The organism is Thalassococcus profundi, assembly GCF_003344785.1.
Taxonomy (GTDB): domain Bacteria; phylum Pseudomonadota; class Alphaproteobacteria; order Rhodobacterales; family Rhodobacteraceae; genus Puniceibacterium; species Puniceibacterium profundi.
In genome coordinates, this window is the sequence record NZ_QPMK01000018.1 from 61016 (window position 1) to 76928 (window position 15913).

The 15913-nt window shown below is 67.5% G+C and carries 16 protein-coding genes; 3 read left to right on the forward strand and 13 right to left on the reverse strand.

Annotation, left to right across the window (positions count from 1 at the left end; genetic code table 11):
• Positions 1-115: 115 nt before the first annotated feature.
• The 3 genes from DU478_RS18640 to DU478_RS18655 form a co-directional block, all read right to left on the reverse strand.
• Positions 116-1579: an aldehyde dehydrogenase family protein gene (locus tag DU478_RS18640; RefSeq protein ID WP_114512472.1), complete on the reverse strand. Its 1464-nt coding sequence runs from the start codon at positions 1577-1579 to the stop codon at positions 116-118.
• Positions 1580-2064: 485 nt separating this feature from the next.
• Complete coding sequence (locus DU478_RS18650) at positions 2065-3213, reverse strand: DSD1 family PLP-dependent enzyme (protein WP_114512474.1); 1149 nt, start codon at positions 3211-3213, stop codon at positions 2065-2067.
• 86 nt (positions 3214-3299) lie between these two features.
• Positions 3300-3653, reverse strand: coding sequence for a cupin domain-containing protein (locus DU478_RS18655; protein ID WP_114512475.1), 354 nt, complete (start codon positions 3651-3653; stop codon positions 3300-3302).
• A gap of 837 nt (positions 3654-4490) precedes the next feature.
• Here DU478_RS18655 and DU478_RS18660 point away from each other — a divergent pair.
• Together DU478_RS18660 and DU478_RS22985 are read left to right on the forward strand one after the other, a co-directional pair.
• Entirely contained in the window at positions 4491-5864 is a 1374-nt protein-coding gene (locus DU478_RS18660) for an aminotransferase class III-fold pyridoxal phosphate-dependent enzyme (protein WP_114512476.1), read from the forward strand.
• Between the two features lie 76 nt (positions 5865-5940).
• Positions 5941-6126, forward strand: coding sequence for a hypothetical protein (locus DU478_RS22985; protein ID WP_158545812.1), 186 nt, complete (start codon positions 5941-5943; stop codon positions 6124-6126).
• A gap of 317 nt (positions 6127-6443) precedes the next feature.
• Here DU478_RS22985 and DU478_RS18665 read toward each other — a convergent pair whose 3' ends face one another.
• The 9 genes from DU478_RS18665 to DU478_RS23405 form a co-directional block, all read right to left on the reverse strand.
• A complete protein-coding gene (locus tag DU478_RS18665) occupies positions 6444-7556 on the reverse strand; it encodes an energy transducer TonB family protein (RefSeq protein WP_114512477.1) in 1113 nt (370 codons plus the stop codon).
• Positions 7553-7939 (reverse strand): ExbD/TolR family protein, encoded by a 387-nt coding sequence (locus DU478_RS18670; RefSeq protein ID WP_114512478.1) that lies wholly within the window; start codon positions 7937-7939, stop codon positions 7553-7555. The genes DU478_RS18665 and DU478_RS18670 overlap by 4 nt, the downstream gene beginning before the upstream one ends.
• Positions 7939-8316, reverse strand: coding sequence for a biopolymer transporter ExbD (locus DU478_RS18675; RefSeq protein WP_114512507.1), 378 nt, complete (start codon positions 8314-8316; stop codon positions 7939-7941). Before DU478_RS18675 ends, DU478_RS18670 begins: the two co-directional genes overlap by 1 nt.
• The gene (locus DU478_RS18680) at positions 8309-8965 is read right to left on the reverse strand and encodes a MotA/TolQ/ExbB proton channel family protein (RefSeq protein ID WP_114512479.1); all 657 of its coding nucleotides are present in this window, start codon (positions 8963-8965) and stop codon (positions 8309-8311) included. Before DU478_RS18680 ends, DU478_RS18675 begins: the two co-directional genes overlap by 8 nt.
• The gene (locus DU478_RS18685; RefSeq protein WP_114512480.1) at positions 8962-9399 is read right to left on the reverse strand and encodes a hypothetical protein; all 438 of its coding nucleotides are present in this window, start codon (positions 9397-9399) and stop codon (positions 8962-8964) included. The genes DU478_RS18680 and DU478_RS18685 overlap by 4 nt, the downstream gene beginning before the upstream one ends.
• A 331-nt stretch (positions 9400-9730) precedes the next feature.
• Positions 9731-10492 carry an ATP-binding cassette domain-containing protein gene (locus DU478_RS18690; protein ID WP_114512481.1) on the reverse strand — a complete coding sequence of 254 codons (762 nt, stop codon included), beginning with the start codon at positions 10490-10492 and terminating at the stop codon, positions 9731-9733.
• Positions 10489-11433 carry an iron chelate uptake ABC transporter family permease subunit gene (locus tag DU478_RS18695; RefSeq protein WP_114512482.1) on the reverse strand — a complete coding sequence of 315 codons (945 nt, stop codon included), beginning with the start codon at positions 11431-11433 and terminating at the stop codon, positions 10489-10491. Before DU478_RS18695 ends, DU478_RS18690 begins: the two co-directional genes overlap by 4 nt.
• Complete coding sequence (locus DU478_RS23400; RefSeq protein WP_114512483.1) at positions 11426-12370, reverse strand: iron chelate uptake ABC transporter family permease subunit; 945 nt, start codon at positions 12368-12370, stop codon at positions 11426-11428. Before DU478_RS23400 ends, DU478_RS18695 begins: the two co-directional genes overlap by 8 nt.
• 5 nt (positions 12371-12375) lie before the next feature.
• A complete protein-coding gene (locus tag DU478_RS23405) occupies positions 12376-13284 on the reverse strand; it encodes a siderophore ABC transporter substrate-binding protein (RefSeq protein ID WP_114512484.1) in 909 nt (302 codons plus the stop codon).
• Positions 13285-13387: 103 nt separating this feature from the next.
• Here DU478_RS23405 and DU478_RS18710 point away from each other — a divergent pair, with 103 nt between their 5' ends.
• On the forward strand, positions 13388-13678 hold the full coding sequence (locus tag DU478_RS18710; RefSeq protein WP_114512485.1) for a DUF2218 domain-containing protein: 291 nt from the start codon (positions 13388-13390) through the stop codon (positions 13676-13678).
• A 93-nt stretch (positions 13679-13771) separates the two neighbouring features.
• Here DU478_RS18710 and DU478_RS18715 read toward each other — a convergent pair whose 3' ends face one another.
• On the reverse strand, positions 13772-15769 hold the full coding sequence (locus DU478_RS18715) for a TonB-dependent receptor domain-containing protein (protein ID WP_114512486.1): 1998 nt from the start codon (positions 15767-15769) through the stop codon (positions 13772-13774).
• Positions 15770-15913: the final 144 nt, after the last annotated feature.

The window sequence follows — 15913 nt, forward strand, 5'->3', positions numbered from 1 at the left end:
GACGGGCTTGATGCGTTCCGGCCATGGTTCGATGAGATGCCACCGGCGCGATCCTGTCGCGATCAGCCCACTTGCGAAAACAGCGGACGTCGCGCCGATGCGTTGGCTGATACGGTCATTCCCCGTCGAAATAGCCGAGGATGGACTTGGTCTCGAGATATTCTTCCAGCCCCTCGACGCCGTATTCGCGCCCGTTGCCGGACTGCTTGTAGCCGCCGAAGGGCACATGCGGGTCCCAGGCCGGGTAGTTCAGATGCACCTGCCCCGCCCGGATGCGCGCCGCGGTGCTGCGCACCAGTGCCAGGTCCGTACCTTGGACCTGTGCCCCGAGCCCGAAGACCGTATCGTTGGCGATGGCGATCGCCTCCTCGACATCGTCATAGGGCAGGATGACCAGTACCGGGCCGAAGATCTCTTCCTGCGCGACGGCCATATCGGTGGCGACCTCGGAAAAGATCGTCGGTCTGGAGAAGAAACCGCGCATCAGACCTTCGGGGCGTCCGGGGCCGCCGGACAGCAGCTTGGCACCTTCGTCGATGCCGGTCTGTATCATGGTCTGGACGCGGGCATACTGTGTCCGGTTCGCAGAGGGGCCGTGCGTGGTTGCCGGATCGGTCGGATCCCCGACACGCATGTCCTCGAGCGCCCGGACCGCCAGCGCCTCGACCTCTGCCAGCCGGGCACGGGGCACGATCATCCGGGTCGGCGCGCTGCAGGACTGGCCGACATTGCGCATCGCCGAGGCCACGCCCGGCGGCACCGCCTTCGACAGGTCGGCATCGGGCAGGATCACATTGGGCGACTTGCCCCCCAGTTCCTGCGCGACCCGCTTGACCGTGGGAGCCGCGGCCTGCGCCACGGCGACGCCGGCCCGGGTCGATCCGGTGATCGAGACCATATCGACATCGGGATGTCCGGCCAGCCGCGCACCCACGACGGGGCCGGTTCCGTTGACAAGGTTGAACACGCCCGCCGGAAACCCCGCCCGATCGACCAGCTCGGCGAAGAGCGCCGCGCTGAGCGGCGAAAGCTCGCTGGGCTTCAGCACCACCGTGCAGCCCGCCGCCAGGGCCGCTCCCGCCTTGGCGGTGATCTGGTAGAGCGGCCAGTTCCAGGGCGTGATGAGGCCGCAGACGCCGATGGGCTCGCGCAGGATGCCGGCCTGGCCCCGGCGTGTCAGGAATGGGTAGTCGCGTACGACTTCACAGGCGGCGCGCAGGTGTTCCGCGGCCAGCGGCACCTGCGCGGCCTGCGCATAGCTCGTCGCCGCCCCCATTTCGGCAGTGATGGCGCGGGCGATCGTTTCCGTGTTTTCAAGGATCAGCTCGCGCAGCCGCGCGATTTTCCCGGCGCGCTCCGTGGGCGCTGTCGCGGCCCATCCGGAAAAGGCCGCACGTGCCGCCGCAACGGCCTTGTCGGTGTCTTCGACAGAGCCGAGTGCAACCTCTGCGATCACCTCTTCGGTCGCCGGATTGACGACACCGGACCGCTCCGCGCCCGACGCATCGACCCAGGCGCCGTCGATGTAGAACTGATGCAAGCGCGCTTTGGCGGCTTCGATTTCGGCAGCGTTGCTCATGATTGGCTCCTTCGTTTGCTGCACGGCCGACCGGATGGGAGGACAGGCAGCGGAATGGGGACGTTACAGCCGGACAAGGGTGGCCAGGCGGCGCGTATCGGCGTCGTCGAAAAAGGGTTGGCCGGCTCGTATCCGCGGTCGACCCGGACCCTGTTGCGGATGCACATGTCGCAGCTGGTCAGGCTGCTGAAGCCGTCGACGCGATGGATATCGGTGAGATGGGTGCCATCGGGGTTCCTCGTTCGACCTGCCTGCAAGGCTAGCGGCATCGACAGAACGAATTTGCGGAAGCTTTCGGTGTCCGCAGCATAAACGAGTGAATTCCTCACCCTTTCTGGCAGGAATGGACGGGCTTCGGCGGAAGAAGGCATCGAGACCGAGCCACCGCCGTCGTGATGGGTGCCGCGCAGCGCTGTGCGGATCGCGTCGGCGGACGGTTTGCGGGTGACGAGGAGAGCAGCTCCTTCCCCGTCGGGGTGCATGACCTACCAGCCGCCAAAGCGGTTCCATTCCATCAGGGCTCCCGACCCGTCTTCCGGGATGACGTGATAGCGGTCGTGCTGGGCGGCGGTGGCGCAGGCATGGTTCGGCAGGATCCGCAGCCGGGTGCCGACCGGCAGGTTCGGCAGGCGTTCGGTCGAGCCGGGGCGCAGCGCCAGGATACCGTGTTCCTGGTTGGCCTGCCGCATGATCAGATCGGGGTAGATCCTGCCGCCCAGATCGCAGGCCACACCATAGCCCTGATCGACGGTCTGTGCCGCGGTGCCGCGATCGCGCGACATCGCCATCCAGCCCGCATCGACCAGCACCCAGCCGCGATCGTGCTGATGGCCGATCACCGTGGTCAGCACCGACAGCGCGATATCGTTCGTGTCGCAGACCCCGATGCCGGCCATCACCAGATCGAAGAACATGTAGACACCGGCGCGCAGTTCGGTCACGCCGGAAAGGTCCTCGGCCGCATGGGCCGTCGGCGTCGATCCGACGCTCACGACCGGGCAGGGCAGACCGGCTTCGCGCAGCGCCCGGGCGGCGGCTACGGTCGCGTCACGTTCCTTTCCCGCGAATACGGCATGGGCGGCTGATCCATCGACCCCGTAGCTTTCGCCGGCATGGGTCATGACCCCGCGCAACTCTGCGCCGCTGTCGTGCAGACGTCGGCCGATCTCGATCAGTTCGGGATCGCCGGCCCGCAGGCCGCCGCGGTGGCCATCGCTGTCGATCTCGATCAGTGCCGGGATCGGCTGGCCCGCGGCCTGCGCCGCTTCGGCAACCGCCTGCGCCTGCGCAAGGCTGTCGATCAGGATGACAAGGGCGCAGCCGCGGGCGCGCAGTTCCAGCACGCGGGGCAGCTTCTGCGGCGCGATGCCCACCGCATAGAGGATATCCTGCACCCCGGCTGCGGCAAAGACCTCGGCCTCGGCCAGGGTGGAGACCGTCGCCGGGCCCGACCCGCCCGTCAGCACGCGGCGCGCCACGTCGACGGATTTCGCGGTCTTGAGATGGGGGCGCAGCGTGACGCCGAGCGCCTCCGCCTTTGCTGCCAGCCGCCGGATGTTGCGCGTCATGCGCGCTTCGTCCAGCACCAGGCAGGGCGTGGTCAGCCGGTCCAGGCCCGGGTTCGGATCGTGCATGCGTCTGTCCTCTGTTGCCTTGATCTGCGTCGTCGTCCGCCCAAGGTGGTCGAGAGGGTGGGGCGTCTGCGGGCGCCGCCGGGGGCTTACTCGACGATCACGAAGATCTTCTTGCAGGGCTCGATTGTCCGCCATTGACCGACGAAGCCCGGTTTCATCACAAAGCTGTCGCCGGCGCGGAACACCGTCGGCGCGCCGCCATCCTCGGTGATTTCGACGACGCCTTCAACGATGTGGCAGAATTCGAACTTTTCGCCCTTGATCGACTTGTTGGTCCCCTCGCTCCCGGTGAAGATGCCGGTGCGCACAAGGCCGTCTTTCGATGTGTCGAGGTCCCAGGCTTTGCAGACCGGGCTACCCGCCAGCACGCGGTCGGGGGGAGCCGATACATTGCGCGGCTCGAAGTCGGGACTGGTTTCAAGGGGAACGATAAGCGTCATTGAGATGGCCTCTTTAGGGACGGGATGGCCTTAGCTTACCGCCCCGGCGCAGACCAAAGGCGCCATTCTTCGGGACGGCGCCGCAGGCCCTGCGGTTTCATCCGGACCTGACGGAATTTGATGCGCGGCCCACCGCGAAAGCTCTGTCGTGTCCCGACGGCCGGATCTTCAACCGGATCCGGCCGGGAAGCCGGGCATGACCGGTTGCTCGTCGCGCTGCCGTCGTCCCGTCGTGCCGCCGTAGCGAAGGGGCGGATCACCGGTTTCCGGCCTGCCGATGCGGCCGGACTGCCGCTGTCGCCCTGGCTGATGCGCGTGAAGGGACGGAAGGCGGTAGAGCGTACCCCCGGCTTCTCTTCCTGAATCGACCTGGGGAAGTTGGGGGAGGCCCTCCGATTTCGGGGATGACGGGGGCGAGGATTGAGACCACGCGCTTTTCCATCTTCACGCGGGAGGCTGGCTGACCGGCGAGGCTTTCCGTCGTCCCGATTTCATCGGCAAGCGGGGATCGGCGGAGGACAGCGCCCTATTTCATGCCGCCGGCTGGCACATCAACGGTCGAAGATTGCTGCTGGGCCGCCGCATCCAGCGACTTCTAATTCCGCAAGGAGGGAAAATGGGCGGCAGATCATCCGTGAGGCCTGCCATGACCCCGATCCTACCCCGCGCCGGGGCAGACCATATCCGAACCGCCGAGGCCCGGCAGGGCCGAGGTGCCGTTGCACCGCCGGCAATGCGCGCGCTGGGGTCAGAGCCGCCGGGCCGCAACGGCGCCCAAGCGCGGCCGCGGCGGTCTGCGCGGGATGCGGGCCTTCGGCTGACAGAGAAAGGGACACCATGCTGAGCAATTCCATCGCCGAACTCGACCGGAGACATCTCGTCCACCCCCTCGCTTCGTGGCGCGCACATGAACAGGCAGGCGCGCGCTTTCTGGCGTCGGCCAAGGGCGCGACCGTGATTGACGCAGAGGGACATTGCCTGCTGGACGGATTTGCCGGACTTTGGTGCGTGAACGCCGGGTACGGTCAGGACCACCTGATCGAGGCCGCCACCCGCCAACTGCGCGAGTTGCCCTATGCGACAGGCTATTTCGGGCTCGGCTCGGAATCCGCCGCACGACTGGCGGGGCGGCTGGCGGATCACGCCCCGGGCGATCTGAACCATGTCTATTTCGGGCTCGGCGGATCGGATGCCGTGGACAGCACGATCCGCTTCGTCCGGCACTACTGGCAGTCCAGGGGCGCGCCGGAGCGGGACCAGTTCATCTCGGTGGCACAGGGCTATCACGGTTCTTCGGCAGTGGGATCCGGGCTGACGGCGCTGCCGGTCTTTCACACCAATTTCGGCGTGCCGCTGGACTGGCAGCACAAGATCCCCTCGCATTACCCCTACCGCAATCCGGTGGGGGAGGATGCCCAGGCCATCATCGCCGCTTCCGTCGCGGATCTGCGCGGCAAGATTGCCGAGATCGGCGCAGAGCGCGTGGCGGCCTTCTACCTCGAACCGATCCAGGGCTCCGGCGGCGTTCTGGTCCCGCCGCCGGGCTGGGTCGCGGCCATGCACGCGGTCTGCAAGGAAATGGACATCCTCTTTGTCGCCGACGAGGTCATCACCGCCTTCGGCCGTACCGGCCCGATGTTCGCCTGTGCAGACGAGGGCATCGTTCCCGACATGATGACCACGGCCAAGGGCCTGACCTCAGGCTATGTGCCGATGTCCGCGGCCTTTCTGTCGGATCATGTCTACGAGACCATCGCCGACGGGGCCGGGCTGGCGATGGTCGGTCACGGCCAGACCTATTCCGCCCATCCGGTCAGCGCGGCGGTGGCGCTTGCGGCGCTCGATCTCTACGAAGGCGGCCTGCTGGAGAATGGCGCGGCGATGGGCGCGCGGCTGATGGCGGGGCTGCAGGGCCTGGCGGATCATCCTCTGGTGGGCGAGGTGCGCGGCCGGGGCATGCTGGCGGCGGTCGAACTGGTCACCGACAAGGCGAAGAAGACGCCGTTGCCCGCAGCGGCGGCGCCCGGCACCCGGATCTTCGACAGGGCGTGGCAGAACGGGCTCATCATCCGCGCCTTCACGCAGGGCGTGCTGGGCTATGCGCCGCCGCTCTGCTGCACGACCGACGAAATCGACCGGATCGTGGACCTGACCCGCCTGACACTGGACCAGACGCTGGCGGACCCGGACGTCCGCGCCGCCATGGCGTGACGGGCAGGGTCTGTCCCGGCAAGGGTCCGACACGGTTACAGACCGTGCCGGAGACGTGGGCGGCAGCGGCCTCGGCATGGGCCGCAAAGCGGTCGACCCCGACGTGATCCAGCGGCACGAGTTCTCGGCCCGAGACCATGAACGCGACCATCACGTCGCCCACGCCCGGCGCGAGCTGGAAGCCATGGCCGTCGAAGCCGAAGGCGCGGAACACGCCCGGTCTCGCATCGACCGTGAACCTACCCGCCTTCGCCGAGCCTGACGCTACGCGCCTTAGGGGATGCGGATCGGCCTGTGCCTTGTCCCGTCCTTTCGGCAGGAGAAGCGTCCGATAGCGGTCATCGCTCGCGTCGACGCTGGGGACGTCGTCGTGGGCCGGTCGGGCGGGTTGATGCACCTCGATACGCTTGCATACTCGGGGCAGCATCGCGGTGTCCGTGTCGTCAGGTGCTTAAATGATGTCTCGACGATGATCCGGACATCCACGGCAAGTCCGCACGTCCGAAATCACCCTCACAGGCAAGGAGGCTCAGGCTTGCCCACGCCCCGCCATGGAGCGGCGTTGCACAGACCCGGACGTCACTGCGCCTGCACCCCGATCGAAAAGCTGCGCTGTGCGCCCGGCGGTGGCGGCGGGCATGTTCCCGCCCGGGCGATCAGACGGACCGCCGCATTGTCGAGCGCGGCATTGCCCGAGCGCCGTGCAAGCGCCACACCGGTGATTCGCCCGTTGCCGGAAACGCTGAAGGACACCCGCGCCGTGCCGCCGCCGCGCACATTGGGCCGTCCGGCGCGGGACAGGCAGGCCATGACGACACCCGGATAGTTGCTTGCCGCGGCGTTGCCGGCCTGGTTCGCGCGACCGCCCGAGCCGCTCGACCGCGACGTGGCCGCCCGCGACCCGCTGGCGGCGCCGGCACTTGCGTTGCGGTTGGCATTGCCTTGTCGCGTTTGGGTGGGGCGCGGTTGCTGCTCGGCCGCGCGATGACGCTGCTGCTCGGCGGCTCGCTGGCGTTGCCGCTCTGCGGCGCGCGCGGCGGCCTCGGCCTGCATGGCCGCCTCGAATTCAGGACTACGCGCGGCGGGCCGCAAGGATCGCGCGGGCGTGGCGAACTCTGGCTCTTCCCCGGCGACCACATCCGGTTCGCTGGTTTCGGAGCGCGATGGCTTCGTCGCTATGGCCCTGGTCGGGGCCGCTTCCAGAGGCTCGGGACGCGCCGCCGGCAGGGCGGTGAGGGCCTCTGCGGCCGCGCTTTCAAGCGGGGCAATCGGCGCGGCGCTCTGCGGGTCTGCCGGAACGGCCATGCCCGTGGGCGCGGTGGGCTCTGCGGGATCGGCACGCTCTGCCGCATCGGCTTCGGCCCGGTCGGTCGCGTCCGCCTGGATCGGCTCTGCCATCTCTGGCTCCGGCGCGGGGCTTTGGTCTGGCCGGACGTCCAGGGCGGTTTCCACGGTGGCGGGGGGAGCGGTTTCCGTCGCCGTTTCCGGCTCTGCCGTGTCGGGCGGCGATTCGGCTGTCGTCACGCCGGCGACCATGTCCGCAAAGGAGGATCCCAGCATGACGTCGGCGCCACCGGCAGCCCCTTCGACCTCGACCGGATCGCTCGACAGCAGCGCCAGGGCCAGCGCCGCATGGGCGCTGCCGGCGATCATCAGCGCGGCAAGCTTCATCGGGCGGGATGTCGCGATCATTCCAGCCCCCTTTCCGTGACGATCACGACGGCCTCTGCACCGGCCCGGCGCAGCGCGCGGCCTATGGCCACAAGCTCGATGGCCGGCAATTCCGCATCCGGCACGATGCGCACCCGTTCGCGGTTCTCTGCGTCCAGCCGCGCCAGATAGTCGGAGGGTGCGCCGATAACCTGCCCGCGAAAGCTCATCCGTCCGTCCGCATGCACCACCAGCGCGTCTCCGGGCGCCGTGCGCTCCAGTTCGGCGGTCCGCACGAGGGTCAGATCGCCGTCCAGCGGAACCGCCAGCGTGCCGGCAACGAGAAAGAAGATCAGCATCAGGAACACGATGTTGATCAGCGCCGTGGTGGGCTCTCGTTCGGACTTCCGCCTGACACGCAGCATCACGACCGCGCCAGTACCGTGACCTGCGCACCCGGCACAGCCCGCAGCGCCACCAGCAGGTCGGTCAGCCGCTGCGACGTGACCGCAGGCCGCACGGACACCAGCACCACCGGGGCATCATTGTCGCCAATACCGTCGCGCAGGGCGGCCAACGCGACGTCGCGCCCGTTGAGGGTCACGCCTTCTTGGCTCAGCCGCAGGAAAAACGGCGCCGTGCCGGATGACAGGGCAGCCGCCCCGCCCGCGCCCCCGGCCGACAGTTCGACCTCGGCAAAGCGCGTGAAGGTGGAACTCAGCATGAAGAACAGCAGCAGCAGAAAGATGACGTCGATCAGCGATGTCATCGACAGGCGTCTGCGGCGGCTGCGCTTACGCATGCAGCCCACCGACCGCGCGGGCGTCGGATGCGCGACGTGCGCCGCCGGTCGGGGACAGGATCGTGCGCAGCGCCTTTCCGGCCAGCACGCGCTCGGCGTCCATCCGCGCTTCGAACCAGCTCAGCAGCAGTGCCGCAGGCATCGCAACGGCCAGGCCCACGGCCGTCGTCAGCAGCGCCACCCAGATGCCCCCGGCCAGGATCGAGGGATCGACCTGGCTGCCAGCTTCCTGCAGGGCCTGGAACGCCGAGATCATCCCCAGAACCGTGCCGAAGAGCCCCAGCAACGGCGCCAGCTGCGCAATCGAATCGAGCACCCGAAACCCGCGTTCCAGCCGTGCAAAGCGGGTCTCGGCCTCGGCGTCCAGACGGGCGGCGTCGGTCTGTCCCGAGATCGCCATGTCGATCACCGGGCGCAGGTAGCTCTTGGACCGGTCAAGCTCTGCGCGGGCTTCGGTGCGGTCGCCGGCGTCCCAGGCCACGATGGCACGGCTCAGCGCCCTGTGCCGCCCGACACCCGCCGCGGCGAACTGCCAAAGCTTGTAGACCGCCACCGTCGATACGACGACGGACAGCCCGACCAGCAGAAGGACGACCGGCCCGCCCAGGTCGGCAATGCGCCGCAGCGCGTCGAATACCGTCCCGATCATCCGATCACCTCGACGTCGATCCGCGACCGCAGCATCAGACCGTCGCTGCACAGATCGCGCGCGGCCTCTTCTGCCTCGCAGCTTTGCGCCCCGTTGATCAGCACCTGACCAAGTTGATCGCAGCCAAGCTGCGGCACCACGAACTGCCGCACCCGCGGACGGCCCGCCGGCAGCGCGCCGAAATCGAAGAGCGTCAGGCGGTCGACGCTGCCCGCCGCATCGAAGAGCACCGCCTCGAACACCGCCGACTTGAGATCGCTCTCGTGGCCGTTGAGAACCAGAAAGCTCATCCGGCAGCCGGTGTCCTGCGCTTCGACCGAGTTCAGCTCGATGGTGAGCGCGCCAGTGGCGTCTTCCTGAGCGGCAAGGGACGTGGCGGAGATGCCGATTGAGAGACCGCCGCACACGGCGAGAAGAAGGGCAAGGCGGGGCAACGGAACCTCCTGCAGATGTCGGACAAACAGGCGGGGCTGGTCGTGGCATTTCCAGGACGGGCTGCGCCGACCCAAGCATTTACCAGCACTGGCACCGGGGTCAAGACGATTGTTGACTGAAATAGTCGACAACAGAGCGCCGTCGGGGAAAGCGGTGGGCCGTCCTGCCGCCGCACACAGGCCCGCCGTAGACCGGGTGCGGTCGACACGGCGTGTCTGTCAGATCTTGCCGACGCCATTTGCGGCCCGAAACAGGACGGGTGCAAAAGCATCACCGCACCTGTGTCACGTCGATGACCCGACGGCCGAGCGCGCGGTGCATCCGCAGCCCTCAGGTATCCATGACCACCGTCCGCCCTTCGACCGACACCATCCGTAGCGGTGTGTCGTAGAGCGCGCTCAAACGGTCGGAGGTCATCGAGTCGCGCCAGGGCCCGGCGCAATGCAGGCGACCGTCCTTCAACGCCACGCACCAGTCGGCATGGTCTGCGGCGATCGACAGGTCGTGCAGCACCAGGACCACGCCGCGTGGATCGTCGGGGTCGGACGCGATGGCACGCAGCCGCTCCATGATGTCGCGGGTGTATTTCGGGTCGAGCGCCGCCAGCGGTTCGTCCAGCAGCATCCAGGGCGTCGCCTGCGCATAGGCCATGGCGAGGAACGCCCTCTGCTTCTGCCCGCCCGACAGCTCTTCGACCTCTCGGCCACCGAGGTCGGTCAGGTCGAACCGCTCCAGCACCTCATCTGTCAGCCGCGCGTCCGCCTGCGTCGGCCGGCCCCGGTGATGCGGCCAGCGTCCGAAACCCACCAGATCGCGCACATTGAGACGCGGGACGGTGCCCGCGCTCTGGGTCAGAAGCGACAGGATCAGGGCCCGTTCGTCCTCCCGCGCCCGGTGGATGTCCGTGCCGGCGATCGTTACGCTCCCGGCATCGGGCCGCATCAGACCTGCCAGCGTGTGCAGCAGGGTCGATTTTCCCGCGCCGTTCGGACCGATGACGGCCGTGATCCCGCGTGCGGGGATACGGAACGTGAGGTCGCGCAGCACCGCGGCCCCGCCGCGCGCAAGGGTCAGGTTCTCAACCTCGATCATGTCCTTCGCCTCGCAAGAACCAGTGCCAGAAACAGCAGCCCGCCGGCGAACTCCACCACGATGGCCAGCGCCGATTGCAGCCCCAGCACACGCTCGAACACCGCCTGCCCCGCCACCAGGATCGACGCCCCGATCAGCGCCGCCGCAGGGATCAGGACCGTGTGCCGGAAATCGCGCAGCGCGGCATGGGCGAGGCTCGCGGCAAGCAGCCCCAGGAACGTGATCGGACCGACCAGCGCCGTCGAGACCGACACCAGCAGCGCCACGATGCCAAGGGCCGCCAGCACCAGCCGGTCATGCGGCAGCCCGAGCGTCCGCGCCTTGGCCCGGCCAAGGCCCGCGACATCAAGCGCCGGTGCCAGCCGCCACGCGGCCAGCAGCGCCAGCACCAGCACCACCGCCGCGATGCCAAGCTGCCCCTCGTCCACGCTGTTGAAGCTGGCGATGCTCGCCTGTTGCACGACCGCAAATTCTGACGGATCCAGCAGACGCTGCACGAATTCCGCCAGCCCGCGCAACAGCGCGCCCAGGATCACGCCGGTCAGGATCATGCGGATCACATCCTCCGCCCCCTTTCGGAACAGCACCCCGAAAAGCGCCATGGCCGCTGCCGTCAGGCCGGCCGCCTCGGCGAGGAATTTCGGCGTCTCCGGCAAGTCAGCGTACCCCACCCCGCCCAGGATCATCACCAGCGTCGTCTGGATGAAGATGAAGAGCGCGTCGAAGCCGACGATTCCGGGGGTCAGCAGCCGGTTCGCGGCGATGGTCTGGAAGATCACCGTTGCCGCCCCCGTCGCCGCGCCCACCAGAACGAGCGCCGCCAGTTTCTCTGACCGCAGCGACAGGATGAACGCGACCGGCGCTCTGAGCCCCCAGAGCAGGAACAGCGCGACTGCCAGGACCAGCAGCCCTCCAAGCGCCATGAGTCGCCGTTCAGCCACGCAACCGCCCGCCCTTCGCATTCAGAAGCCAAAGAAAAAGCGCCGCGCCGACGATGGAAAAGACGGTCGCCGCAGGGATTTCGTAGGGCCAGCGCACCAGCCGCCCGATCACATCGGCGCCCAGCACCAGGCTGCCGCCCAGCATTGCGACCAGCGGCAGGTTGCGCCGCAGGTTGTCGCCTCGAAACCGCGAGACGATATTGGGCACAACCAGACCGACAAAGGGCATCGCGCCCACCGTCACGACCACTACCGCCACCGACAGGGCCACGATGGCAAGCCCCGCCAGAACGGTGCCGCGATAATCGAGCCCGAGGCTGCGCGCCCGATCCTCGCCAAGGCCGAGGAGCGTGATCCGGTCGGCCAGCAGGTACAGCGCCACAGCCAGAGCCGCGATCAGCCACAAGAACTCGTAGCGCCCGCGCAGCACGCCCGAAAACTCGCCCGTCTGCCAGATGCCGATGAACTGCACCAGGTCCGCGCTCCAGGCGATCCACAAGGCGGTGGCACCCAGAATGCCGGCATAGATCAACCCCACCAGCGGCAGGAGCATCGGATCGCGCCGCGGGACGTGCCGCGCCAGCAGGAAAAAGCCCGCCGTGCCGGCCAGCGCCGCCGCCGACGCGGCACCCATCTTGATCGGCAGCGCCGCCCCGGGCGCTGCGAGCGTGACGCCCAACAGGCCGATCATCGCCGCCTCGGGCGTGCCGGTCAAACCGGGCTCCACCAGGCGGTTCTGCACCGTCTGCTGGATCACCACGCCGGCCAGCGCCAATCCCGCGCCGGCCAACAGCGCAGCGCAGGTCCGCGGCACCCGGCTGACCGCGAGCAGCAGTCCTGTGTCCAGACCGCCGCCCCAAAGGTCGGCGGCGCCGACCGCAAGGCTCGCCGCTGACAACAGCACGAGCACGGCAAGTCCCCGGTGCGTGTCGCTCACGACCGTCACCCTTTCGACGCGCCGTCCTGAAACGCCTGCGCAATCTGGTCCAGCAGGATCTGCATGGACTGGATGCCGCCGCCGGCCAGGTAGATTGCCGCGCTGTCGAGATAGACGATCTGCCCGGCCCGGCCCTCCTTGGTGCCCATGACCAGCGGATTGTCCAGCGTTACGGCCGCGGCCTCGCCCTCCTGGCCGATGGCGGCACCGCGGTCGATCACGATCAGCCAATCGGGATCGGTTTCGGCAATGAATTCGAAGGACACCGATTCGCCATGCGTCTCTGCGGTGATGTCGGGATACGCCTCGGGAAGGTCCAGCGCCCGGTGCAGCCAGCCAAAGCGGCTGTCGTCGCCATAGGCCGACACCGTGCCGCCGTTGCTCAGCAGGATCAGCGCGTCGCCCTTGCCGTCGATCGCCTCCCGTGCCCGGACCAACGCAGCGTCGAGCTTTGCCAGAAGTGCGTCGGCCTCGGCGCGACGGTCGAAGATCGCGCCGTAGGCTCTGACACGCTCTCGGGCCTGACCGATCAGGTCGTCGCCCCAGATCGTCATGTCGATGGTGGGCGCGATCCGGCTCAGCGACGCGATCTGCGGCTGCGACCGGCCGCCCGCAACGATCAGGTCCGGCGCCATCGCCGCCAGCGCCTCGAAGTCGGGCTCGAACAGGCTGCCGACCGGGCTCGCGCCCTCCATGGCGGCGCTCAGATAGGCCGGCGGCACAAGGGCCGGTACGCCGTCGATGGCGATGCCGAGAGCGTGCAGCGTGTCTATGGCCGCAAGGTCCAGCGCAACCACCGTTTCGGGCCTCTGCGGCACCTCTGCGGGTCCTGCATATGTCTCGACCGTCACGGTCTGACAGAGCGCCGCAATCGGCGCAAACGACAGAAAAGCTGCCACGAATGCCGTTTTCATGATCCATTCCCGGATGCGGGGACAGGCCGTGGCTAACCGTGGCTGGACATGTCCGAGTGTTTTTGTCAGTCTATTTGCGAGCTTTAACGCGAAGGATTGAATCATGCAAACGGGACTCGCGGCCACCGGACGCTTCGAGACAGAGAATGCCAGCAAATACCTGCAACAACTCTGCAAGCACTTTGCCCACAAGGTCCAGGCGCGCTGCGATGACCGCAGCGGCGAGGTGGCCCTGGGGACCGGTCCCTGCCGTCTTTGGGCCAATGCCTCCGAATTGCGGGTCGAAGTGATGGCGCCGGATGCCGAAGAGCTCGACCAGGCCAAGCGCATCGTCGACAGCCACCTGGAACGCTTCGCGTTCCGCGAAGACTTCACAACCATGTCTTGGACCTGACTGCGGCCGGGATCGCCGTCCGACACACGGGCCAGGCGCAACCATGTCCACGCGCCGCCCGTCCCTCGGGGATCGGGCGGCGCTCATCGGTCATCAGAACCGGTATGTCGCCTTAAGGGTGACGGAGCGGCCCGGTTCGTAAAGCGGGTCGATCGTTCCAAACTCCTGCCCGTAGGTGGCGCTGTCGGCATATTGCTCGTCGAAGAGGTTCGTGACACCGGCGCGGATCGTCAGGCCGTCCACCCGGCGCGGCGTCCATTCCGCAAAGGCGTTGACGACCGTGTAGTCGTCGGTTTCGCCCGACGGCGCCCCCAGATACTCGATCTCCTGGCCCATTGTGTGCTGGGCGTCGGCGCCGATGGTCAGCCCGATATTGTCGAACCTGTGCGCCGCTTCCAGGACAATCGTATTGCCGATCGGGGTCGTGAGGTAGCGACCTGTGTAGCTGTCCGCCTCGACCCCGTCGATTTCGGCATCGACTTCGGCATAGGCGATACGGGCAAAGCCCGCGCCCCATGTGTAGCCTGCCCCGATCTCGAAGCCGCGCGTTTCAAGGTCGGACGTATCCCCGGCATCCAGCCCGAAGCTTTCGGATGCGGGACCGTCGAACAGCGTGCGCGCGTTGCGTATGTTCGACCCAAAGAGCTTGGCCTTGATCGAAAAACCGGAGCCCAGCTCTGCAGTCGCGGCGATGAAGGCGTTGTCCGAGGTGACAGGCTCGATGCTGTCCGGATAATCCCAGTCCCTGAAGAACAGGTAGGATTCCGCCAGTGCGATCCCACCCCAGACGCGCGACGCGCCGGCGCTGATCGTGACCGCATCCGTCACGTCGTAATCGCCGGCCAGGTTCGCCGAAAACCCGCCGTTGGCATAGTCCGTGCCGTCGGTCCCGGTGAAGGTCTGGTAATCGTACCGCAGCCCTGCCGACAGGCGCGCGCGATCCGTCAGGTCAAAGCGGCCCTGGGCGAAGAGACCGATGTTGTTCGCCGATTCCTCGCGATAGGCTGCCGGATTGCCCTTTTCGGCATAGTTGACTTCATCCATGTAGAAATCGAGACCGGCGGTGATCGTGCCATTGGCCAGGCTGAACCGGTTCTGCGCCTTGCCGGTCAGGCTTGTCGTCTCGCCGAGCGAGGTGCCGGGGTCCCGCGACCAGGGCCCGGTTTCGATCTCGTTCCTGTTGTAGGCCAGCTGAAAGGTCGGATCCCAGAATTCGGAGGTGTTGCCGCCGGTAAAGGTCAGCACGACGTTCTGGCGCCGCAAACGCCAGCGGCGCTCGTCGTAGACGCCGCGCATTCCGGCAAAGTCGGCGCGGGCGTTGCGGTCGGCGTCGTCTTCAACGCTTTCGTAGGAAAATTCGATCCGGCTGCCGTCAGCGCCGTTATACGCCAGCTTTGCCAGCCCACTTCTCAGCGCCGTGGTCGAACCGGGAACGGTCGTGCCAGAGCCGTCTTCACGGTCGTCCCCGTTTGCGGCCTTGCCGAACAGCAGGTATTCGAAACCGTCGTTGCGGCCGTAGACACCGAGCGTGTTGGTCCAGGTATCGCCGTTGCTCTGGTATTCGCTCGACACCCGCCCGCCGACATCGCGGCCCGGCAGCAGCAGGTCGTCCACATCCTTGGTTTCGAAGGCGATGGCGCCTGCCACCGCGCCCGGCCCCGCGTCCGCGGGGGCAACGCCCGGATCGACCCGCACCGCCTTGAGCAATTCCGGATCGACATAGGTGGTCGCGGAGTGGTGGAAGATCCGGTTGTTCTGGCGCGCGCCGTCGATGGTGACGTTGAGATTGTTTTCCTCGACGCCGTTCACGTAGATCTTCTGCGAGATCGGCAGCGAGCTGCCCACCTGGATCGACGGCTGTGACTTGAAGACGTCCTGCAGATCGCTTGGGTTGATCCGCGTCAGATCCTCGTTGTCGATGCCGATGTCCGCGCCGCCGGCGGCAGGGTCGTCGCCCTCCAGGGCTTCGGCGGTGGTCGCATCAGACCCCAGGACGATGGTGCCGATATCCAGCGGCCCGGTGGCCTGGGCCGCGGCCTGGGTTGCTGACAGAAGTGCGATGGCGGAAACCGCCAGAGATGACCTGTGCATGTCATTCCTTCTCAGTGAAACAGAAGTTTTCTGGCTGGCACGTCGGCTGGCGTTTGCGCCCTTGGCCGGGCAAAGCGTCTTCGCGGGTCCGGTCGGTTCGACAGAGGCCGAAACGGCTCCGGGCGGGGACGACGATCAGGGTGG